19 protein-coding genes and 2 tRNA genes are annotated in these 21,274 nt (G+C 69.1%); 14 read left to right on the forward strand and 7 right to left on the reverse strand.

Annotated features, from left to right (window positions below):
* Positions 1-183: 183 nt before the first annotated feature.
* The 10 genes from H9L17_RS01085 to H9L17_RS15995 all read left to right on the forward strand — a co-directional run bounded on the left by H9L17_RS01085 (position 184) and on the right by H9L17_RS15995 (position 13,814).
* Positions 184-390: a cation transporter gene (locus H9L17_RS01085; RefSeq protein ID WP_223158071.1), complete on the forward strand. Its 207-nt coding sequence runs from the start codon at positions 184-186 to the stop codon at positions 388-390.
* 1 nt (position 391) lies between these two features.
* Positions 392-2,134, forward strand: coding sequence for a copper resistance system multicopper oxidase (locus H9L17_RS01090; protein WP_187570559.1), 1,743 nt, complete (start codon positions 392-394; stop codon positions 2,132-2,134).
* Positions 2,134-2,982 (forward strand): copper resistance protein B, encoded by an 849-nt coding sequence (locus H9L17_RS01095; protein ID WP_246455133.1) that lies wholly within the window; start codon positions 2,134-2,136, stop codon positions 2,980-2,982. The genes H9L17_RS01090 and H9L17_RS01095 overlap by 1 nt, the downstream gene beginning before the upstream one ends.
* Positions 2,983-3,175: 193 nt before the next feature.
* Positions 3,176-4,810, forward strand: coding sequence for a TldD/PmbA family protein (locus H9L17_RS01100; protein ID WP_187570561.1), 1,635 nt, complete (start codon positions 3,176-3,178; stop codon positions 4,808-4,810).
* Positions 4,811-4,834: 24 nt separating this feature from the next.
* Complete coding sequence (locus H9L17_RS01105) at positions 4,835-6,169, forward strand: TldD/PmbA family protein (RefSeq protein ID WP_187570562.1); 1,335 nt, start codon at positions 4,835-4,837, stop codon at positions 6,167-6,169.
* A 60-nt stretch (positions 6,170-6,229) separates the two neighbouring features.
* Positions 6,230-6,874: a DUF4159 domain-containing protein gene (locus tag H9L17_RS01110; protein ID WP_187571801.1), complete on the forward strand. Its 645-nt coding sequence runs from the start codon at positions 6,230-6,232 to the stop codon at positions 6,872-6,874.
* A 13-nt stretch (positions 6,875-6,887) separates the two neighbouring features.
* Entirely contained in the window at positions 6,888-7,889 is a 1,002-nt protein-coding gene (locus tag H9L17_RS01115) for an AAA family ATPase (protein WP_187570563.1), read from the forward strand.
* An 8-nt stretch (positions 7,890-7,897) separates the two neighbouring features.
* Positions 7,898-8,785, forward strand: a complete 888-nt coding sequence (locus H9L17_RS01120) for a DUF58 domain-containing protein (RefSeq protein ID WP_187571802.1) — start codon at positions 7,898-7,900, stop codon at positions 8,783-8,785.
* Positions 8,782-9,927, forward strand: a complete 1,146-nt coding sequence (locus tag H9L17_RS01125) for a BatA domain-containing protein (RefSeq protein WP_187570564.1) — start codon at positions 8,782-8,784, stop codon at positions 9,925-9,927. The genes H9L17_RS01120 and H9L17_RS01125 overlap by 4 nt, the downstream gene beginning before the upstream one ends.
* Positions 9,924-13,814, forward strand: coding sequence for a DUF4175 domain-containing protein (locus H9L17_RS15995; RefSeq protein ID WP_246455134.1), 3,891 nt, complete (start codon positions 9,924-9,926; stop codon positions 13,812-13,814). The genes H9L17_RS01125 and H9L17_RS15995 overlap by 4 nt, the downstream gene beginning before the upstream one ends.
* Before the next feature lie 34 nt (positions 13,815-13,848).
* On the opposite strand, the gene fur is transcribed toward H9L17_RS15995, so the two are convergent.
* Entirely contained in the window at positions 13,849-14,247 is a 399-nt protein-coding gene (gene fur, locus H9L17_RS01135) for a ferric iron uptake transcriptional regulator (protein WP_187570565.1), read from the reverse strand.
* Between the two features lie 144 nt (positions 14,248-14,391).
* Here fur and H9L17_RS01145 point away from each other — a divergent pair, with 144 nt between their 5' ends.
* Positions 14,392-14,787 carry an outer membrane protein assembly factor BamE gene (locus tag H9L17_RS01145; protein ID WP_187570566.1) on the forward strand — a complete coding sequence of 132 codons (396 nt, stop codon included), beginning with the start codon at positions 14,392-14,394 and terminating at the stop codon, positions 14,785-14,787.
* Positions 14,788-14,805: 18 nt separating this feature from the next.
* Here the strand turns inward: H9L17_RS01145 and H9L17_RS01150 are convergent, their stop codons facing one another.
* Both H9L17_RS01150 and H9L17_RS01155 read right to left on the reverse strand, forming a co-directional pair.
* Entirely contained in the window at positions 14,806-15,075 is a 270-nt protein-coding gene (locus tag H9L17_RS01150) for an RnfH family protein (protein WP_187570567.1), read from the reverse strand.
* Positions 15,075-15,506, reverse strand: a complete 432-nt coding sequence (locus tag H9L17_RS01155; RefSeq protein WP_187570568.1) for a type II toxin-antitoxin system RatA family toxin — start codon at positions 15,504-15,506, stop codon at positions 15,075-15,077. The genes H9L17_RS01150 and H9L17_RS01155 overlap by 1 nt, the downstream gene beginning before the upstream one ends.
* A 59-nt stretch (positions 15,507-15,565) precedes the next feature.
* Here H9L17_RS01155 and smpB point away from each other — a divergent pair, with 59 nt between their 5' ends.
* Positions 15,566-16,060, forward strand: coding sequence for an SsrA-binding protein SmpB (gene smpB / locus H9L17_RS01160; RefSeq protein ID WP_187570569.1), 495 nt, complete (start codon positions 15,566-15,568; stop codon positions 16,058-16,060).
* 125 nt (positions 16,061-16,185) lie between these two features.
* On the opposite strand, the gene H9L17_RS01165 is transcribed toward smpB, so the two are convergent.
* The 4 genes from H9L17_RS01165 to ppsR all read right to left on the reverse strand — a co-directional run bounded on the left by H9L17_RS01165 (position 16,186) and on the right by ppsR (position 17,807).
* Positions 16,186-16,261: transfer RNA gene (locus H9L17_RS01165), tRNA-Glu, on the reverse strand.
* 23 nt (positions 16,262-16,284) lie between these two features.
* Positions 16,285-16,360, reverse strand: a tRNA-Ala gene (locus H9L17_RS01170).
* Between the two features lie 56 nt (positions 16,361-16,416).
* Positions 16,417-16,902, reverse strand: coding sequence for a DUF1249 domain-containing protein (locus tag H9L17_RS01175; RefSeq protein WP_187570570.1), 486 nt, complete (start codon positions 16,900-16,902; stop codon positions 16,417-16,419).
* A gap of 83 nt (positions 16,903-16,985) precedes the next feature.
* Positions 16,986-17,807 carry a posphoenolpyruvate synthetase regulatory kinase/phosphorylase PpsR gene (gene ppsR / locus H9L17_RS01180; RefSeq protein WP_187570571.1) on the reverse strand — a complete coding sequence of 274 codons (822 nt, stop codon included), beginning with the start codon at positions 17,805-17,807 and terminating at the stop codon, positions 16,986-16,988.
* Positions 17,808-17,885: 78 nt separating this feature from the next.
* Here ppsR and ppsA point away from each other — a divergent pair, with 78 nt between their 5' ends.
* Together ppsA and H9L17_RS01190 are read left to right on the forward strand one after the other, a co-directional pair.
* A complete protein-coding gene (gene ppsA, locus H9L17_RS01185) occupies positions 17,886-20,255 on the forward strand; it encodes a phosphoenolpyruvate synthase (RefSeq protein WP_187570572.1) in 2,370 nt (789 codons plus the stop codon).
* A gap of 101 nt (positions 20,256-20,356) precedes the next feature.
* On the forward strand, positions 20,357-21,268 hold the full coding sequence (locus H9L17_RS01190) for a mechanosensitive ion channel family protein (protein WP_187570573.1): 912 nt from the start codon (positions 20,357-20,359) through the stop codon (positions 21,266-21,268).
* Positions 21,269-21,274: the final 6 nt, after the last annotated feature.

Raw genomic sequence — 21,274 nt, forward strand, 5'->3', positions numbered from 1 at the left:
GATAGGAAGGTCAAACGGTCACGGAAAAGCTGTCCGGATGCGGACCAAAGCGGATGAGCGCGGATGAATCCAATCAGCGTCCATCCGCTCCGATCCGCGTCAAAGATGCTTTTCTCCGGCCTTGACCTTCCCACGATAGAAAGTTGGACACTGGCCGCATCCCATCCATCAGGAATCCACACCGTGCTGCTGAACGTCGAGAACATGAGCTGCCAGCACTGCGTCAACGCCGTCACCCGCGCGCTGCGCGCGCTCGATCCCGAGGCCGCCGTGCAGGTCGATCTGGCGAAGGGCGAAGTCCGCGCCAGCGGCGGTTTCGACGCCGAAGCGGCCATCGCCGCGCTGGCGGACGAAGACTATCCGGCCACCCTGACCTCCGCCGAAGGCTGACATGGGCGCACCGCACGACAGCGACCGCCGCCGCCTGCTGCGCGGCATGGCGATGGGCGGCGCGACGCTCGGACTGGGCCTGTGGCAGCGCCCGCTGTGGGCGCTGACCGCGCCGGACCAGCCGACGGTGCTGCGCGGCGACGCCTTCGACCTGACCATCGGCCGCACGCCGGTGAACATCACCGGCAGGACCGTCCCCGCGTTCACCGTCAACGGCAGCCTGCCCGGCCCGATCCTGCGCTGGCGCGAAGGCGACACCGTCGGCATCCGCGTCCGCAACACGCTGGACGAAACCAGCTCCATCCACTGGCACGGCCTGCTGCTGCCGGCCAACATGGACGGCGTGCCGGGCATGAGCTTCGACGGCATCGCCCCCGGCGGCGACTACCTGTACCGGTTCCAGGTGAAGCAGAGCGGCACCTACTGGTACCACAGTCATTCCAGCCTGCAGGAACAGGCCGGCCTGCTCGGCCCGATCATCATCGACCCGCGCGAGCCCGACCCGCTGGCCTGCGAGCGCGACTACGTGGTGCTGCTGTCCGACTGGACCGACCTCGACCCCGCCCGCCTGTTCGCGCGGATGAAGAAGCGCAGCGACTACGACAACCTGCACAAGCGCACCGTCGGCGACTTCCTGCGCGATGCGCGCGAGCGCGGCCTGCGCGCCACGCTGGACGACCGCAATGCCTGGGGCGCGATGCGGATGAGCCCGACCGACCTCGCCGACGTCAACAGCCACACCTACACCTTCCTCGCCAACGGCCACACCGCCGCGCAGAACTGGACGGCGCTGTTCGCACCCGGCGAGCGCGTGCGCCTGCGCTTCATCAACGGCGCGGCGATGACCTTCTTCGACGTGCGCATTCCCGGCCTGACGCTGACCGTGGTGGCCGCCGACGGCCAATCCATCCAACCCGTGGACGTCGAGGAGTTCCGCATCGCGCCGGCGGAAACCTTTGACGTGATCGTGCAGCCGCGCGACGACGCGGCCTATACCGTGTTCGCGCAGGCGATGGACCGCAGCGGCTACACCCGCATCACCCTGGCGCCGCGCATCGGCACGCAAGCGGCGATCCCGGCGCCGGACAAGCGCCCGCTGCTGACGATGGACGACATGGGCCACGGCCACCCTGCGCCAGCGGCGGGCGAAATCACCTGCGGCGCGGCGATGGGCATGACGGGGATGAACATGGATCACGGCGGGCACGATGCCGGCGGCATGCAGGCGCACCCGGCCAGCGAAACCCGCAACCCCGACGTGGACATGCAGACGATGTCGCCCGCGCCAAGGCTGGACGACCCCGGCATCGGCCTGCGCGACAACGGCCGCCGCGTGCTGCGCTACACCGACCTGCGCAGCCTGCACGCGCCGGACGACGACCGCGAACCGTCACGCATCATCGAACTGCACCTGACCGGCAACATGGAACGCTTCACCTGGGGCTTCGACGGCATCCGCTTCGCCGACGCCGCGCCGATCCGGCTGAAGTACGGCGAGCGCGTGCGGATCACGCTGGTCAACGACACCATGATGGAGCATCCCATCCATCTGCACGGGATGTGGAGCGACGTGGAGGACGAACACGGACGCTTCCTGGTGCGCAAGCACACGGTCGCCGTTCCGCCGGGGACGAAGCGCAGCGTCCGCGTCACCGCCGACGCGCTGGGCCGCTGGGCCTTCCACTGCCACATGCTGCTGCACATGGAAGGCGGGATGATGCGCGAAGTGCGGGTGGAGGAATGATGCGCGCGCTCGTTCTTGCCCCGATGCTGCTGTGGGCGGGCGCGGCCGCCGCGCAGGACCATTCGCACCATCACGCACCGGAAGCGCCGCCTACCGCAGCGCAGGAAGCCGATCCGCACGCGGCGCATCGTGCGCAAGCGGCGACGGCATCCGCCTATCGCCCCCCTGCCCTCACCGACGCCGACCGCGCCGCCGCCTTCCCCTTCCTGCACGTCGCACACGACCACGGCGACCCGCTGATGTGGATGGTGCAGGCCGACCGTTTCGAACGGACGCAGGACGATGCGCTGGCCTGGGAAGGCAAGGCATGGATCGGCCACGACCGCGGCCGCCTGTGGCTGCGCAGCGAAGGCGAACGCGCGCATGGCAAAACCGAATCCAGCCTCGAAGCGCTGTGGGGCAAGCCGCTGGACGCCTGGTGGGACGTGCTGGCCGGCGTGCGCCACGACGACGGCGATGGCCCGGCGCGCGATTGGCTGGCCGTGGGCGTCCAGGGACTCGCGCCCTACAAGTTCGAAGTGCAGGCCACCGCCTACCTGGGCAGCGGCGGGCGCAGCATGCTGCAGGCGGAAGTCGAGTACGAGCTGTTGCTGACCAACCGGTTGATCCTGCAACCGCGCATCGAGGCCGTCCTCAACGGCCGCGACGACGACGCGCGCGGGATCGGCGCGGGCCTGTCGGAAACCTCGGCGGGACTGCGCCTGCGCTACGAGGTTCGCCGCGAGTTCGCGCCTTATGTCGGCTACGAATGGTCGAACAGGCACGGACGCACCGCCGAGCATGCCCGCAATGCGGGCGAAGCCGCACGCGACCGCGGCTGGGTGGCGGGACTGCGCTTCTGGTTCTGAGCGCGGGCGCCGCCTGTAGCGACGCATCCCGCCGCGCCCCGCATCGGTCGATGGTCTGCGCAGACCATGCCGAAAGTCAGTTGCATCCCCCGTTCCGGTGCCGCAAGAATCGCGGCAGCCGGGCAGCGCTTCGTTTCTTCGCCGCTATCCGTCGCCGTTGCGCATCCCGCCCCTTGCCTGCCGGAGAGCCGCCTTGCAAAGACGTGAATTCCTCGCCCTGTCCGGGCTTTCCGCTGGCGGCCTGTTGTTGCCGTCGATCTTCGGCAAGGCCATCGCCGCCGGCCAACTGCTGGAAGGGATCGACCCGGCGCTGAAAAAGCGGCTGGCCGACGACGCCCTGAACGCCGCGCGGGCCGCCGGCGCCAGCTACTGCGACGTGCGCATCGGGCGCTACCTGCGCCAGTTCGTGATCACCCGCGAGGACAAGGTGCAGAACGTGGTGAACACGGAATCCACCGGCGTCGGCATCCGCGTGATCGCGGGCGGCGCCTGGGGCTTCGCCGCCACCAACGACCTGACCCGGGCCGGCGTGGTCAAGGCCGCGCAGCAGGCCGCCGCCGTCGCCCGCGCGAATGCGAAGATCCAGACCGAGCCGGTGCGGCTGGCCGCGACGCCGGCGCTGGGCGAAGTGACCTGGAAAACGCCGATCCGCAAGAACGCCATGGAAGTCCCGGTCAAGGACAAGGTCGACCTGCTGCTGGGCGTCAATGCCGCGGCGATGGCGGCCGGCGCCGACTTCGTCAATTCCATGCTGTTCCTGGTCAACGAGCAGAAATACTTCGCCAGCACCGACGGTTCCTACATCGACCAGGACGTGCACCGCATCTGGGCGCCGATGACGGTCACCGCCATCGACAAGGCCAGCGGCAAGTTCCGCACCCGCGAGGGCCTGTCCGCGCCGATGGGGCTGGGCTACGAATACCTGGACGGCGCGGCCAGCGGCAAGTTCGTCTCGCCGAACGGCGTGGTCAACTACGGCCTGTCCTACGACATGAAGGAAGACGCCATCGCCGCCGCCAAGCAGGCGCGCGAGAAGCTGAAGGCGCCGTCGGTCAAGCCGGGCAAGTACGACCTGGTGCTGGACCCTTCGCACACCTGGCTGACCATCCACGAATCGGTGGGCCACCCGCTGGAGTTGGACCGCGTGCTGGGCTTCGAGGCCAACTACGCCGGCACCAGCTTCGCCACGCTGGACAAGCGCGAGGCGCATTTCCAGTACGGCAGCGACAAGGTGAACATCGTCGCCGACAAGACCCAGTTCGGCAGCCTGGGCGCGGTAGGCTTTGATGACGAAGGCGTGAAGTGCAAGAAGTGGGACCTGATCCGCGACGGCAAGCTGGTGGACTACCAGGCGATCCGCGACCAGGCCCATATCCTCGGCAAGACGGAATCCGACGGCTGCTGCTACGCCGATTCGTGGAGCAGCGTGCAGTTCCAGCGCATGGCCAACGTGTCGCTGGAAGCGGGCAAGACGCCGCTGACGCCCGCCGAGCTCATCAAGGAAGTGGAGAACGGCATCTACATCATCGGCGACGGCTCGTTCTCCATCGACCAGCAGCGCTACAACGCGCAGTTCGGCGGCCAGCTGTTCTACGAAATCAAGAACGGCAAGATCACCCGCATGCTGGAGGACGTGGCCTACCAGATCCGCACGCCGGAGTTCTGGAACGCGTGCGTGGCCGTGGCCGACGAGCGCGACTACCGCATGGGCGGGTCGTTCTTCGACGGCAAGGGCCAGCCGGGACAGGTCTCGACGGTGTCGCACGGCTCGTCCACCGCCCGCTTCAACGGCATCAACGTCATCAACACCGCGCGCAGCCTGGGCTGACCGCCGTCAAGGAGCTTCCGAGCAATGAGCATCTACACGGAACAGGAAGCCAGGGCCATCCTGGACAAGGTCATCGCGCTGTCGAAGGCGGACGAATGCACCGCCACGCTGTCCGGCGGCATCAACGGCAACGTGCGCTTCGCGCTCAACAACGTGTCCACCGCCGGCGTCGTGGAGGACACCCAGCTGGCCGTGCAGGTGGCCTTCGGCAAGCGCGTGGGCGTGGCGACGGTCAATGCGTTCGACGATGCCTCGCTTGAACGGGTCGTGCGGCGCGCCGAGGACCTGGCGCGGCTGGCGCCGGAGAACCCGGAGTTCATGCCCGCGGTGCAGAAGCAGACCTACAAGCCCAGCCCCACCTTCAGCGAATCCACCGCCGCCATCACCCCGGAGTTCCGCGCCAAGGTGGCCGCCGAGTCGATCGGCCCGTGCAAGCAGGACGGCCTGGTCGCCGCGGGCTTCCTCGAGGACGGCCAGAACTTCACCGCCTTCGCCAACAGCAACGGCAACTTCGGCTACCAGCGCGGCACCGGCTTCGACTACACCTGCACCGTGCGCACCGCCGACGGCCGCGGCTCGGGCTGGGTGGGCCGCAACCTGAAGGATGCGGCCGACTTCGACACCGGACAGGACATCCGCACCGCCATCCGCAAGGCCGCCGCCTCCGTCGATGCCAAGGCGCTCGAACCCGGCAAGTACACCGTGATCCTGGAGCCGGCCGCCGCCGCCGGGCTGATCAGCTTCATGATGAACTTCTTCGACGCGCGCAGCGCCGACGAGGGCCGCAGCTTCCTGTCGAAGAAGGGCGGCGGCAACAAGCTCGGCGAACTGGTCTACGACCCGCGCGTGAACATCCACGCCGACCCGTGGAATCCGGAAGCGCCGGTGATGCCCTGGGACGGCGACGGCCTGCCGCGCGAGCGCATGGCCATCATCGAGAACGGAAAAATCGCCAACCTCGACTATTCGCGCTACTGGGCGCAGAAGCAGGGCAAGCGCGCCGTCGGTTCGCCGGGCAACCTGCTGATGGCCGGCGGCGACAAGTCCACCGCGGAGCTGGTGCGCGGCACGCAGAAGGGCATCCTGGTCACCCGCACCTGGTACATCCGCATGGTCGATCCGCAGACCGTGCTGCTCACCGGCCTGACCCGCGACGGCACCTTCTACATCGAGAACGGCGAGATCAAGCACCCGGTGAAGAACTTCCGCTTCAACGAGTCGCCGGTGATCATGCTCAACAACATCGACGAGCTGGGCAAGCCGGTGCGCGTGGCCGGCGACGAATCCAGCTACGTGATGATGATCCCGCCGATGCGGCTGCGCGATTTCACCTTCACCTCGCTGTCGGATGCGGTCTGAGGGCGGCGGCGGGTGAACCGCCGCGACTCCCTGCGCCTGCTGCTGGGCGCGTCGGCGGCCATGCTCCTGCCGCCGGCGCGCGCTTCCGGCTACGACTTCTGGTTCACCCGCCTGAAGTACGACTCCGGCGACTGGGACGTGGACGCGCGAATGCCGTCCAACCTCATTACCTCGCTGATCGACTACACCAGCCTGCGGGTGGACCCGAAGGAACACGTGGTCGCGCTGTCGGACCCGAAGATGCTGCAGGCGCCGTTCTGCTACCTGGCCGGGCACAAGCTGGTGGAGTTCAATCCGGACGAACGGCGCAACTTCGAACGCTACCTGCGCAACGGCGGCTTCGTGTTCGTGGACGACTGCAACCACGACATCGACGGGCTGTTCGCCAAGTCCTTCGAGGCGCAGATGGCGTCGATCTTCGGCAAGGCGGCGCTCAGGAAACTGCCGAAGTCGCATCCGCTGTATTCGAGCTTCTTCAAGTTCCCGGATGGCCCGCCGGCCACGGGGTTCGAACTCAACGGCTGGGGCGACGACCTGGTGCACGACTACCTGCAGGGCATCGAGTTCGGCGGCCGCCTCGGCCTGCTCTACAGCAACAAGGACTACGGCTGCGAATGGGACTACGACTGGCGCAACAAGCGTTTCCTCGCCGAGGACAACACCCGCTTCGCCGTCAACATCGTGATGTACGCCCTGCTCTCCTGACCTCGACACCGCCATGAACGCCAACACGAACGAAGCCACACTCCAGCAGCAGATCTACAAGCTGGCGCAGTTGCGCGCGGCCATCGGGCAGGCCATCGTCGGCCAGGAGGCGGTGGTCGAACAGCTGCTGATCGGCCTGCTCGCCGCTGGCCACTGCCTGCTGGAAGGCGTGCCGGGCCTGGGCAAGACCTTGCTGGTGCGCTCACTGGGACAGGCGCTGGCGCTGCGGTTCCGGCGCGTGCAGTTCACGCCCGACCTGATGCCCAGCGACATCCTCGGCACCGAACTGCTGGAGGAAGACCACGGCACCGGCCGGCGCGCCTTCCGCTTCCAGCAGGGACCGGTGTTCACCAACCTGCTGCTGGCCGACGAACTCAACCGCACGCCGCCCAAGACCCAAGCGGCGCTGCTGGAGGCGATGGGCGAACGCACCGTCAGCTACGCCGGCGTCACCCATGCCCTGCCCGCGCCGTTCTTCGTGCTGGCCACGCAGAATCCGCTGGAACAGGCCGGCACCTATCCGCTGCCGGAGGCGCAGCTCGACCGCTTCCTGCTGCACGTGAAGGTGGACTATCCCGACGAGGCCGAGGAGCGCGCCATCCTGCTCCAGACCACCGGCAGCCACGCCGGCACCGTGCCGGAAGTGATGACGGGCGACGACATCCTGGCCCTGCAAACCCTAGTCCGCGACGTCCACGTGGGCCCCGACCTGCTCACCTGGATCACCCGGCTGGTGCGCGCCAGCCGCCCGAACGACGCCGGCGCGCCGGACGCGGTGCGCCGCTACGTGCGCTGGGGCGCCGGGCCGCGCGCCGGCCAGTCGCTGGTGCTGGCGGCCAAGGCGCGCGCGCTGCTGCACGGCCGGCTCGCCGCCACCCGCGAGGACGTGGCCGCGCTGGCGGCGCCGGTGATGCGCCATCGCCTGCTGCTGTCGTTCGTCGCCGAAGCCGAACAGCAGCGCGCGGACGACGTGATCGCCGCGCTGCTGCACGCCGTGCCCTATCCCGCCGCTTGAGCCGCCGCATGGCGCATGCGCTGATCCCGCCGGACGTCCGCAGCCGCCTGCGAGGCCTGCGGCTGGAAGCGCGCCGCGCGATGGGCGGCAACGGCATCGGCGCCCATCGCAGCCGCAGCCGCGGCGCCGGCCTGGAGTTCTCGCAGTACCGCGCGTACGAGCCGGGCGACGAGCCGCGGCAGATCGACTGGAAGCTGTACGCGCGCTCCGACCGCTTCTTCGTCCGCGAGGCCGAACGCGAAAGCCCGCTGACCGTCTGGTTGCTGGTCGATGCTTCCGCCTCGATGAACCAGGCCGACCGCGCCGCACCGGATCGGACGCGACTGGACGCGGCCAAGGGCATCGCCGCCTGCGTCGCCGAACTGGCGCTGCGGCAGGGCGACCGCTTCGGCCTGGTCGGACTGCGCGAGGACGGCGTGCAGCTGCTGCCGGCCACCCACGGCGCGCGCGGCCGCGACCGGCTCTGGCTGGCATTGCAGGCGCTGGACGCATACGGCCGCTTTCCCGAGGGCGAGCGCCTGGATCCGGCATGGGAACGCATCGCGGCGCACGACCTGGTTGTCCTGCTCAGCGACGGTTTCGACGAAGGCGTGGTCGCGCTGGCCGAGCGGCTGGCGGCCGCTGGGCGCGAAGTATTGTTCGTCCAGGTGCTGACGGTGGAGGAACGCGATTTCCCGTTCGACGGCAGCCACCTGTTCCGCGACCCCGAAACCGGCGACACCCTGCCCGGCGACGGCCGGGCGATGCGCGCCGACTACCTGCAACGCTTCGCCGACGCGCAACGCGTACTGAATGCACGCCTGGACGCGGCCGGCATCGCGCACGCCCGCCATGTCCTGGACGAACCGCTCGACCAGCCGTTGCGGGCGCTGTTTTCCCCTGGAGAGCGGACGTGAGCCTGGGCCTGTTGCTGCCGATGGCGTTGGCGGCGCTGGGCGCGCTGCTGTTGCCGCTGCTGTTGCACCTGGCGCGACGCGGCGAATCGCGCACCACCGATTTCGCCGCCCTGCGCTGGTTGCGCGCGACTCCGCGACCGCGCCGGCGGCTGCGCTTCGAGGAGTGGCCGCTGCTGCTGGTGCGCTTGCTGCTGCTCGCCCTGCTGGCGCTTTGGCTGGCGCGTCCGGTGCTGTACGGCGCGCCCGACCGCCGTCCATTCGTCGCGATCATGCCCGGCGTGGACGCCGCCGCGATTGCCGCCCAGCCGCTGCCTGCCGACGCGCGCAGGCACTGGCTGGCGGCGGGCCTGCCCGACCTGACTGCATCCCGGCCGATCGCACCGCAGCCCATCGCCAGCCTCTTGCGGGAGATCGATGCGTCGCTTGCGCAGGACGTGCCGCTGATCGTGCTGGCCACGGCGCAGTTCGAAGGCGCGGACGCGCAGCTGCCACGGCTGTCGCGGAACGTGGACTGGCGCATCGTCGCGGAAACGCCGCCTCCGCCTGCTGCGCCGGAGACACATGCACCACGCCTTTACCTGCAGGCGGATCCCGCGCATGCGCCCTCGCTGCGCTATTTCCAGGCAGCTGCGCGCGCATGGCGGTCCGAAGCGCGATCGCTCGCGGAAGACGAACCGCTGCCGGCGACCGACGCCACCATCATTCGCTTGGCGAGCGGCTCGCTGCCGGCAACGCTGCTGGATTGGATCGAGCGCGGCGGCACCGTGCTGGCCTCAAGCGACGCCCTCCTGCCAGGCTCACTTAAAACCGTCCCGCTCCCATCGGAGGAAACCGGCACGCCGCTGGCGGAAGGCGGCGCGCTCGGCCGTGGCCGGCTGCTGCGCTTCCTCCGGCCGGTGCAGCCGAGCGATATGCCGCTGCTGCTGGAATCGCGCTTCCCCCGACGCCTGCAGGAATTGCTGCAACCCGCGCGGCAAGCCCCCACCTACGCCGACGCGCGTGCCTATGCGCCGATCGCGGGCGCCCGTTCCCATCCCCAGCCTCCGCGCGAACTGCAACCCTGGCTGGCGCTGCTGGCCGCCCTCCTGTTCGCGATCGAGCGCTGGCTCGCCACGCGCGCACGGCGCGCAGTCCCGGCATGAACAACGACGCCCTGCCGCATCGTGGATGGCGGGCAGCGCGACTGCGCCGCCTCGCCGTGCTTGCCGCATTAGCGTTGCCGTGGCTGGCGGCCATGGCCGTCGTCACGGACCGCATCGGCGGTCGCGGCCTGGCCGGCATCGCCGTCCTCGCGGGCATGGCTTTCCTCGCCGGCACCGCTTTCCTGCAGTGGCGGCGGCTCGACGCGCGCTGGCTGGTGCACGCCCTCAACGCGCGTTCCGACATGGAGGACAGTGCCGACCTGCTGGTCGCCGCTGCCACGCCGCTCCAGCGGCTTCAACGCCAACGCCTGCAGCAGCGGCTGGCCGCGAAGCCTGCCGACCTCCGCACCGCTTGGCCGTGGCGGGGACTCGCCGTGTCCCTGTCGCTTGCGCTGTTTGTGTTGGTCGCCGCCTGCCTGTGGCCCGCATCGCCGCTGCGGACAACTGCCCCGCATGCCGCATCGATCGGCAACCAAACCAGCGCGCCGATCCGGCTGCTGGCCGCGCGCCTCGACATCCATCCGCCCGCCTACACCCGCCTGCCCCGGCGCAGCGAATCCATGCTGTCGGTCAAGGCGCCGCAAGGCTCCCGGCTGCACTGGTCGCTGCGGTTATCGGGACGCCCCGCGAAGGTGGAACTGGCGTTCTTCGACGGACGCAGGCTGCCGCTCCAGCGCGACGGCGAGAACTGGAAAGCCGAACTGCAATTGGACGCCTCCGCGCTGTACCGCATCGAGATCGACGGCCAAGCGCAGAATGCCGGCAAACCCCATCGGCTCGATGCGTTCGCCGACCGTCCCCCGCAGCTCCGCGTGCTGGCCCCCACGCAAAGCCTGACGCTGGCGTCTCCGGAACAGCGCGCCTGGGAACTCGCTTTCGAGGCAGCCGACGACTATGGCGTCGCCGGCAAGGCCACGCTGCGCATCACCCTCGCCCAGGGCAGCGGCGAGAACATCACCTTCCACGAGCAAAGCCTCGACCTTCACGGGCAAGGCTCCGCCACGCTGCGCCGCTTTTCGCACCGCATCGATCTCGCCCAGTTGGGGCTGACGCAGGGCGACGACCTGATCGTGCAGCTGACCGCCGCCGACAACCGCAGCCCGCAGCCGCAATCCGTGCGCAGTCCCAGCCTGATCCTGCGCCTGCAGGCGCAGCCGGGCAGCGAAAGCACCGGTATCGAAGGCATCGTCAAGCGTGTGCTGCCGGCCTATTTCCGCAGCCAGAGGCAGATCATCATCGATGCCGAAGCGCTGCAGAAGAAACGCCGCGTGCTGGATGCCGAGCGCTTCCTGCACGACTCCGACGCCATCGGCGTCGACCAGCGCATCCTGCGCCTGCGCTACGGCCAGTTCCTCGGCGAGGAGGCGGAAGGCGAACCGAAGCTGCCGGTATCCGACGCCACCGGCGATGACGATGACGACGACGCATCCGGACACGCAGACCATGGGCATGCGGAGGCGTCCGCGTCCCCGGCCATGGGCCAGGACACCGACGTGCTGGAAGCCTACGGCCATACCCACGACCACGCCGAAGCCGCCACCCTGCTCGATCCGGAAACCCGGACCACGCTGAAGCAGGCGCTGGACCAGATGTGGCAATCCGAACTGCAGCTGCGCCAGGGCCATCCGGATCGCGCGCTGCCTTACGCCTACAAGGCGCTGGGCTTCATCAAGCAGGTGCAGCAGGCCAGCCGCATCTACCTTGCGCGCGTGGGCACGGAACTGCCGCCGATCGACGAGAGCCGCCGGCTCGGCGGCAAGCGGGAGGGGCTGGCACCCCGTCCGGATGCGCTGCGTCCGGCAAGCGTGGAGGACGCCGGCATCGCCGTGCTATGGCGCACGCTGGGCGAGCGGCCTGCCGCCGGCGCCGCCATCGATTTCTCGGCCCTGCAGGCCTGGCTGCGCGAACACCCTGGACGCGCCGCAGATCCCCTGGCCCTGCAGATCGCCGTCGACGCCGTACAGCGCGAGCCCGGCTGCGGCAACTGCCGCAGCGAGCTGCGCGCCCTGCTCTGGCCGTTGCTGGCGCAGCCGCCCGCCATGGTGCCAAGGCGCCTGCCCGACGACACATTGGGGCGCCGCTATCTCGATGCGCTGGACGACGGGGGCGGCGATGAACGCCTTTTCTCCATCGCTGCTGACGGGAATGGTTCTGGCGGTGGCCGCCGTGCTGGCCTGCGCGCGGCTGCTGCATCGGCATGCGCGCCGCGACCGCTCGCTGCCCTCGCCCACCCTGCGCCTGTGCCTGTTGCTGCTCGCCCAACCGGCATTGGCGACGCTGCTCTACCTCGGACTGTTCCCGCCACAGCGCCCCGTCCTCGCCGGCACCATGACCGTGCTCACCGCCGGCGCACGCGTCGCGTCCAATGCCGCCGACGGGCTACGCATCGCCCTGCCCGAAGCGCCCGCCGCGCACGACGCGGAGGCGGCGCCCGACCTGGCCACCGCACTGCGCCGGCATCCGGGCATCGCGCGCCTGCGCATCCTCGGTGCGGGCCTCGAAGCCCGCGACCGGGACGCCGCGGCGGGGTATCCGCTGGACTTCGACGGCAAACCGCCCGCCACCGGCATCGTCGCGCTGGAGGCACCGGCATCGGTGGCGGCCGGCAATGCCTTCAGCGTGCGGGGACGCATCGCGGCCCCCCACATGCCGACGTCGAACTGCTGGACCCGGCCGGGCAACGCACCGCACATGCCGCGATTGCGGGCGACGGGCGTTTCGTCCTGCAGGGCGAAGCACGCGCCGCAGGATCGGCGACGTTCCAGTTGCGCCTGCGGGGTGCGGGCGGACGCGTGCGCGAAAACCTTCCGTTACCGCTGCAGGTCGTCGCCCCCCCGCCGCCGCGTCTACTGATACTGGCCGGTGCACCCGACCCGGAACTGAAATACCTGCGCCGTTGGGCCGTGGACGCGGGCATGCAGTTGCACACACGGGTCAGCGTCGGCGCCGGGCTGGTGCAGGGCGACGCGGCGTTGGCGCTGGATGCCGATACCCTGCTCCGCTTCGATGCGGTGCTGCTGGACACTCGCAGCCTGCAAGCCCTGACCGACGGCGAGGCTCGCGCTCTCGCTGCGGCCGTGCGCAATGGATTGGGACTTCTGCTGCGGATCGACGGTCCGCTGTCCGGCGGAATCCGCGCCCGCCTGCGCGACTGGGGCTACGCGCTGGAAGGCGACGCCCACGCGGAACCCGCGCAGTTGGCGCCTGCCTTCGCAGGACGCGATGTCCCCTTGCCTGCTCTCACCCACCGCATGCTGCGCGTCGTGTCCGCCGATGCGCTGCCGCTGCTATTGGATGCGAGGCGCCAGCCGCTCGCCTGGTGGCGTCCAGTGGGACGCGGCCGCATCGCCGTGACCACGCTCGCCGACACTTTCCGCCTGCCGCTTGCCGGCCACGGCGACGCCCACGGTCAGCTGTGGAGCCGCATGCTTGCCGCCGTCACCAGAACACCGGATGCGCCATCGGCTCCAGCACTGCCCTGGCCCGTCTGGGCAGGCCAACGGGCCGTGCTGTGCGGGCTTCCGGAGCAGGCGTCCATCCGTGCGCCGGATGGCGCCGTCATCCCGCTCGCCGTGGATCCCGCCACCGGCACCCGCCGCTGCGCCGCGTTCTGGCCGAAGCAGGACGGATGGCATCTGCTGCAACCGGACAAGGATCGCGTTGCATTCGCCGTGCTTCCGGCTGATGCCGGCCTCGCCTGGCAAGCGCAGCGCCGCTTCGATGCCACCCGCGCCTTGGCAGCCCAGGCGGTGCCCATGAGCGCAAGCGGAACCGCGCAGTTGCAGCGCGGATCGCCATGGCCGTGGCTTGCGGCATGGCTGCTGCTGGCCGTGCTGTCGTGGTGGCTGGAGCGCCGGCGACCGGCGCCGGCCGCGTCCTCTCGTTGAACAACCGACGCCAAACGCCGGAAGCGATGACGGCTCAGCGCTTCTTGCGCACGTACAGCACCAGCGCGTGGTCCTCGATGATGTAGCCGTGCTCGGCGGCGATCTTCTGCTGCAGATCCTCGATCTCGTCGCTGTGGAACTCGACCACCTTGCCGGATTCCACGTCGACCATGTGGTCGTGGTGCTCGCCGCGGTCCAGCTCGTAGACGGCGGTGCCGCCCTCGAAGTTGTGCTTGAGCACCAGCCCGGCCGACTCGAACTGCGTCAGCACGCGGTAGATCGTGGCCAGGCCGATTTCCTCGCCCTCGGCCAGCAGCTGCTTGTAGATGTCTTCCGCGGTCATGTGCCGCGGCTTGGCGTGCTCCAGCAGTTCGAGGATGCGCAGCCGCGGGTGGGTGACCTTCAGGCCGACCTTGCGTAGATCCGGCGACATCGACATTCCTCCTTGAGCGAATCCAGGGCCGCGCAACAGCGCGTGAACGGCGCCGACGGGCGATGCGCGCGGGTGGCGCGGGCCGGTCGATGCAGCGTGTCGGGAGTGTATCATCGGCACTTCCGCCACTGCCCCGCCTCGCCGATGCGCAAGCTGCTTCCCATCCTCCTCGCGACTTTGCTGGTGAGCGGCTGCGGCCTGCTGTACCGGCAACCGATCTTCCAGGGCAACATGCTCGAAAAGACCGCCGTGGACCAGTTGCAGGCGGGCATGGATCGGCAGCAGGTGATGGTGCTGCTGGGCACGCCGTCGATCCGCGATCCCTTCCACCACGACCGCTGGGACTACGTCGCCAGCCAGCGCATCGGCCGCACCGGCGCGCCGGTGGTCAAGACGATGACGCTGTGGTTCGAGAACGGCCAGCTGGCCCGCTGGGAAGGCGAATACTTCCCCGAGCAGGATTCCGACCTGGCGAAGAACGCGATCCGCTACTTCGGCCCGAACCTGGCCAAGGACAAGGACAAGAAGCGCGGCCGCTGAGCCGCGCCTCGCGCCGCCTCAGCGGCGGCGCTTGCCCGTCTTCTCCGCGCGCAGCCTGCGCGCCTGCATCGGATCGCATTGCAGCGGCCGCAGCAGTTCGATGCGGTCGCCCGGATGCAGCATCGTTTCCGCCGACGCGGCGATACCGAACACCGCCAGCGCGACGAACTCCGCCTCCAGCCGCCAGCCGGCCGCATCGAGCGCATCGCCGACGCAGGCGCGCTCGTCCACCTCGACATCGACCGACTCGCAGCGGTTCGGCCACGCGCGCACCAGCTGCACGCGCATCAGCCGTTCCCCTTGTCCGCCTCGCGCACGAAGTCGTCCACCATGCGGTCGGCCAGGCCCTGCATGCCCAGCTGCAAGGCCGGGCCCAGCAGGCGGTTCTGCGGCTCGAAATCCAGCCGCAGCGACACCTTGCACGCGCTCTCGTCCAGCGCGTGGAACGCCCAGCGCCCGTGCAGGTGGCGGAACGGGCCGTCGCGCAGTTCCATGTCGATGTGGTGCGGCGGCGCGAGCAGGTTCTCGGTGGTGAACCAAGTGTGGAAGCCGCCCACGCCCAAGTCCAGCCGCGCCAGCAGGCGGCCCTCGCTTTCCTCCAGCACCTGCGCCTGCCGGCACCAGTCGAAGCGGCGCGGATAGGCGGCGACGTCGTTGACCAGTGCGAACATCCGGCCGGCGGAATGTTCGACGAGGGCGCTGCGCAGAATGACGGGCATCGATAGGTCCGTGCGACGCGGACGCACCGCGATGCGTCCGGATCGGCGAGAATGACGGGATGAGCAAGAAGAACGGCAAGGATAAGCCAAACGGCGGCGGCACCATCGCCCTCAACAAGCGCGCGCGCCACGAATACAGCTTCGAGCAGAAGTTCGAGGCCGGCCTCGCCCTGCAAGGCTGGGAGCTGAAGGCGATCCGCGCCGGCCGCGCCAACATCGGCGACGCCTACGCGGTGGTGCTGCAGGGCGAACTGTTCCTGATCGGCGCGCAGATCACCCCGCTGATCCAGGCATCCACGCACGTCGTCGCCAACGATCGCCGCACCCGCAAGCTGCTGCTGCACCGGCACGAAATCGACGTGCTGATGGGCCGCATCCAGCGCGACGGCTACACGCTGGTCCCGACCGCGCTGTACTGGAAGGGCAACAAGGTCAAGGCCGAGCTGGCGTTGGCGAAGGGCAAGCAGAGCCACGACAAGCGCGAGGCCAGCAAGGAGCGCGACTGGAACCGCGAGAAGCAGCGCCTGCTGCGACGGCACAACAAGGACGCATGAACCGCGCGCCGCATGGCGCGCGCATTCGTGCAGTCGTCCGCCGGTAAGGAAACGCACAAACGAAAACGGCCGCCACTGGGGCGACCGCTTGCGCTGTGTTGCGACGTCGTTACCGATTCCGAAGGTGGCGTCCCCACGGGGATTCGAACCCCGGTCGCTACCGTGAAAGGGTAATGTCCTAGGCCTCTAGACGATGGGGACAGAACCGGAAACGCGTTGAAAAATGGTGGAGCCAGGCGGGATCGAACCGCCGACCTCCTGCATGCCATGCAGGCGCTCTCCCAGCTGAGCTATGGCCCCACGGGCTGGAAAGACGCGCATTCTGGGGGTGAAATCGGAAACCGTCAAGCGTTTTTTCAACCAATTTTTAGCACGTCTTCATCCGCCGCGCGCAGCGTCGCCACGCCGTGCCCGCGCTCGGCCAGGTACTGCAACCACTTGCCGAGGAAGGTGTTCATGCGCAGGCGATGGTCGAGGATGCGCTGCGGCGGCGGATACATGCCGATCACGTCCTGCCAGCGTCGTCCCGCGTAGCAATGCGTGGCCTCGACCTGCCGCGCGTCGCGGTACAGGCGCAGGCTGGCGGACGGATCGGCCATGCCGGTCTGCGGATCGACCAGCCCGTAGCTCATGCGCAGTTCGGCCGTGTAGGCGTGCTGTTCGATCACCTCGATGCGCACGTCCAGCCCGTCGCCGATCGACGACACGTAATCGCCGCAGCCGAGATCGTCCGCTTCGAACAGCCGTTGCAGGCGCGCGTGGTTCTCCGCGTACAGCCCCATCAGCCAGCCGAAGCGGCTGAGCGAGGGAAGGCGTTGGCGATGTGCAAGTGCGAGGCTCATGGGCCGATCCTACACGCGGCATCGCGCGCGCGGCAGGATTGACGGCGTCGCGCCGCGGGCCCAATCTGGAAAGGTTCCCGCGTTCAGTACATCTCGCGGTTGATGCCGAGATGCTCCATCACCCGGCTGGCGATTTCCTCGATCGACGCGTGGGTGGTGCTCAGCATTTCCACCCCTTCCCTGCGCAGCATCGCCTCCGCCTGCGCCACCTCGCGGCGGCAGGTGTCGAGCTGCGCGTAGCGCGAATCCGGGCGGCGCTCCTGGCGGATCTGGTGCAGGCGCACCGGGTCGATGGTCAGGCCGAACAGCTTGCTGCGGTACTGGCGCAGGATCGCCGGCAGCCGCTCGCTTTCCAGGTCTTCCGGCGTCAGCGGATAGTTGGCGGCGCGCACGCCGTGGTGCAGGGCCAGGTACACGCAGGTCGGCGTCTTGCCGGCGCGTGACACCGCGACCAGGATCAGGTCGGCCTCCGAATAGTCGGGCTTGACCCCGTCGTCGTGCGCCAGCGCGTAGTTCATCGCGTTGATGCGCCGGTGGTAGATGTCGAAATCGACGATGCCGTGGGCGCGGCCGATGTGCGCGTTGCGCACCTGCCCCAGTTCTTCCTCCAGCGGCGCGATGAACGGCGCGAAGATGTCCAGCATCAGCGCGCCGCTTTCCGCCAGCAGGCGGTTCAGTTCGGGATCGACGCAGGAGTTCACCACCACCGGGCGCAGGCCGACGGCCTCGCCGGCGCTGCGGATGCGGCGGGCGGCGTCGCGCGCCTTGTCGGCCGAATCCACGAACGGCAGGCGGTCGGTCGAGAAGCGCAGCCCGCTGAACTGGGTCAGCAGGCTGTGGCCGATGGTTTCGGCGGTGATGCCGGTGCCATCGGAGACGTAGAACACGGGGCGGACGGCATCCATGTGCAATCGTTTTCAGCGTGCGGGGCGAGAGTTGTAAAATAGCGGACTTCCCGCTGCCCTGCCCCCACGGAGCCTGCCTTGACCAGCAACGTCCTCTGGCTGAACGACCTGCGCCTGTCCGATCTCGCCCAGGTGGGCGGCAAGAATTCCTCGCTCGGCGAGATGATCGGCGAACTGTCCGGCCTGGGCGTGTCGGTGCCCGGCGGCTTCGCCACCACCGCCGACGCGTTCAAGGCGTTCATCGCCCACAACGACCTGCACCAGCGCATCTACGACAAGCTGGCGACCGTCGACGTCGAGGACGTGCCCGCGCTCACCCGCGCCGGCGCGGAAATCCGCGGCTGGGTGATCGACGCGCCGCTGCAGCCGGAGCTGGACGCCGACATCCGCAGCGCCTACGCGAAGCTGTGCGCGGACAGCGGCGCGGCCGACATCGCCGTGGCCGTGCGTTCTTCCGCCACCGCCGAAGACCTGCCCGACGCGTCCTTCGCCGGCCAGCAGGAAACCTTCCTCAACGTGACCGGCGCCGACGACGTGGTGCGCAAGGTCAAGGAAGTCTTCGCCAGCCTCTACAACGACCGCGCGATCGCCTACCGCGTGCATCACGGCTTCGCCCACGAGGACGTGTTCCTGTCCGCCGGCATCCAGCTGATGGTGCGCTCCGACGTCGGCGCCTCCGGCGTGCTGTTCACCCTCGACACCGAATCCGGTTTCCGCGACGTGGTGTTCGTCACCGCCAGCTACGGCCTCGGCGAGATGGTCGTGCAGGGCGCGGTGAACCCGGACGAGTTCTACGTCTACAAGCCCACGCTGACCGCCGGCAAGCCGGCGATCCTGCGCCGCTCGCTGGGCAGCAAGCAGCTGCGGATGGTGTATTCCAGCGTGCCGGGCGAACGCGTGCGCACCGAGGAAACGCCGGCCGAGCTGCGCGGCAAGTTCTCGATCACCGACGCCGACGTGCAGGAACTGGCGAAGCAGGCGCTGGTGATCGAGCGGCACTACGGCCGCCCGATGGATGTGGAATGGGGCAAGGACGGCAACACCGGCAAGCTCTACATCCTGCAGGCGCGTCCCGAGACGGTGAAGTCGCGCGCGCACGCCACCCAGATCGAGCGCTACGCGCTGCAGCAGCGCGGCGAGGTCCTGTCCGAGGGCCGCGCCATCGGCAGCAAGATCGGCGGCGGCACGGCGCGCGTGGTGCGCTCGCTGGCCGACATGGAGCGCGTACAGCCCGGCGACGTGCTGGTCGCCGACATGACCGATCCCGACTGGGAGCCGGTGATGAAGCGTTCCGCCGCCATCGTCACCAACCGCGGCGGCCGCACCTGTCACGCGGCAATCATCGCCCGCGAACTGGGCGTGCCCGCCGTGGTCGGCACCGGCAACGCGCTGGACACGATCAAGGACGGCGACCCGGTCACGATCAGCTGCGCCGAGGGCGACACCGGCTACATCTACGCCGGCAGCCTGCCCTTCGAACGCACCACCACCGACCTCGGCAACATGCCGCCGGCGCCGCTGAAGATCATGATGAACGTGGCGAACCCGGACCGCGCCTTCGACTTCGGCATGCTGCCGAACGCGGGCATCGGCCTGGCCCGCCTGGAAATGATCATCGCCAGCCACATCGGCGTGCACCCGAAGGCGCTGCTGGAGTACGCCTCGCAGGATGCGGCCACCAAGGCGAAGATCGACGCGCGGATCAAAGGCTACGCATCGCCGGTGGAGTTCTACGTCGAGCGCCTGAAGGAAGGCATCGCCACCATCGCCGCCTCGGTGTTCCCGAAGCCGGTGATCGTGCGCCTGTCCGACTTCAAGTCGAACGAGTACGCCAACCTGGTCGGCGGCAGCCGCTACGAACCGCACGAGGAAAACCCGATGATCGGGTTCCGCGGCGCCTCCCGCTACATCGACCCGAGCTTCAAGGACGCCTTCGCGCTGGAATGCCAGGCGGTCAAGAAGGTGCGCGAGGAGATGGGCCTGGACAACATCTGGGTGATGATCCCGTTCGTGCGCACGCTGGAGGAAGGCCGCAAGGTCATCGAAGTGTTGCGCGGGAACGGCCTCGTACAGGGCGAGAACGGGCTGAAGATCATCATGATGTGCGAAGTGCCGTCGAACGCGCTGCTGGCCGACGAGTTCCTCGACATCTTCGACGGCTTCTCGATCGGCTCCAACGACATGACCCAGCTCACGCTGGGGCTGGACCGCGACAGCGCCATCGTCGCCGGCCTGTTCGACGAGCGGAACCCTGCGGTCAAGAAGATGCTGTCGATGGCGATCCAGTCCGCTCGCGCCAAGGGCAAGTACGTCGGCATCTGCGGCCAGGGGCCGAGCGATCATCCGGATCTCGCGCAGTGGCTGATGGAACAGGGCATCGAGTCGGTGTCGCTGAATCCGGACACCGTGGTCGATACCTGGCTGGCGCTGGCGAAGTCCAAGGGCTGACCGCGGCCGCGCATGCGGCGGCTTTACATCCGGATCGCTACCATCGCGGTCCGGCCCCACTGCACGCCCCGTTCGGGGCGTGCGGCTTTTCAGGAGTTCCCATGCTGCAACCCGCCACCGCCACGCCGTCCGCCGAAGCCCGCGCCGAAGCCGCCCGCATCGCCAGCGACCTGCGCAGCGGCGAATGGCTGCACCTGCTGCAGGACTGGGGGCTGAAATTGCTGGCGGCGGTGCTGATCTTCGTGATCGGCCGCTGGCTGGCGCGGCGGCTCTCCGCCGGCCTCGACCGGGTGATGGGCCGCGCCGGCGTCGACGCCACGCTGGGCGGGTTCCTGCGCAACATCGCCTACGCGGTGATGCTGGTGCTGGTCATCATGACCGCGCTGACCGCGATCGGGATTCCCACCACCTCGATGTTCGCCGTGCTCGGCGCCGCCGGCCTCGCGGTGGGCCTGGCGATCAAGGATTCGCTGTCCAACATCGCGTCCGGAGTAATGCTCATTGTGCTGCGCCCGTTCCGCGCCGGCGACCACGTGGTGCTGGCCGGGCAGGAAGGCACGGCGCTGGAAATCAGGGTGTTCCAGACCCGCCTGCGCGCCTCCGACAACCGGCTCATCATCCTGCCCAACAGCTCCATCACCACCGCGCCGATCGTCAACTATTCCTCATGGCCGCACCGGCGGATCGAGGTGCGCGTGGGCGTGGGCTACGGCGACGACCTGCAGCGCGCGCGCGCCACCCTGCTCGGCATCGCCCGCGACGAACCGCTGGTCCTCGACGATCCCGCGCCGCTGGTGCAGGTGGCGAACCTGGGCGCCAGCAGCATCGACCTCGACCTGTTCGCCTTCGCCGCCAACGCGGATTACGGCGAGGCGCGCAGCCGCATCATCGAGGCGATCCGCGACCGCTTCCGCGAGAACGGCATCGACATTCCCTACCCGCGCAGCGACCTGCACGTCTTTCGCGGGCAGATGCACGCACCGGGCGGCCAAGGCGACGCGAAGCCGCGCTGAGTCGGC

The organism is Thermomonas brevis (assembly GCF_014395425.1).
Classification (GTDB): Bacteria; Pseudomonadota; Gammaproteobacteria; order Xanthomonadales; family Xanthomonadaceae; genus Thermomonas; species Thermomonas brevis.